The following is a 677-nucleotide window of genomic DNA, read 5'->3' as shown; positions in this document are numbered from 1 at the left end:
GGGAATAAGGCCTGCGCCGAAGTTAAAGCTTCCTGGTTACTGCATTCTATTGTTTGGTTTAAAGAACCGGCTTGGGTTGTCCAGATTGGTGCAGTGGTATCTTGAATCGTAATCACCTGCGTGAAAGTTTCAGAAGTATTACCGCAGTCGTCTTTAACTGTCCAGGTATTGGTATAAGTTCCGGCATTTCCGCATCCTTCAGAAGCTGTAAACTGACCGCTTACTTTTGTAATGTTACTAACATTAGTATCGCAAGCATCTGAAGCAATAGGGAATAAGTCCTGCGCCGAAGTCAAAGCTTCCTGGTTACTGCATTCTATTGTTTGGTTTAAAGAACCGGCTTGGGTTGTCCAGATTGGTGCAGTGGTATCCTGAATCGTAATCACCTGTGTGAAAGTTTCAGAAATATTGCCACAGTCATCTTTAACTGTCCAGGTATTGGTATAAGTTCCGGCATTTCCGCATCCTTCAGAAGCTGTAAACTGACCGCTTACTTTAGTAATGTTGCTCACATTTGTATCACAAGCATCAGAAGCAATAGGGAATAAGGCCTGCGCCGAAGTCAAAGCTTCCTGGTTACTGCATTCTATTGTTTGGTTTAAAGAACCGGCTTGGGTTGTCCAGATTGGTGCAGTGGTATCCTGAATCGTAATCACCTGTGTGAAAGTTTCAGAAAT

Annotated in this window: 1 protein-coding gene; it reads right to left on the bottom strand. The window is 43.3% G+C overall.

Features of this window, described 5'->3' with window-relative positions:
• On the bottom strand, positions 1-677 hold a 677-nt coding region (locus C4F50_RS25560; protein WP_489114254.1), incomplete at both ends, for an HYR-like domain-containing protein.

Origin of the sequence: Flavobacterium hungaricum (genome assembly GCF_015182285.1) — a bacterium.
Taxonomy (GTDB): Bacteria; Bacteroidota; Bacteroidia; order Flavobacteriales; family Flavobacteriaceae; genus Flavobacterium; species Flavobacterium hungaricum.
Note: the sequence above shows the minus strand (reverse complement) of the source record. Positions and strands in the feature narration are given on the sequence as shown.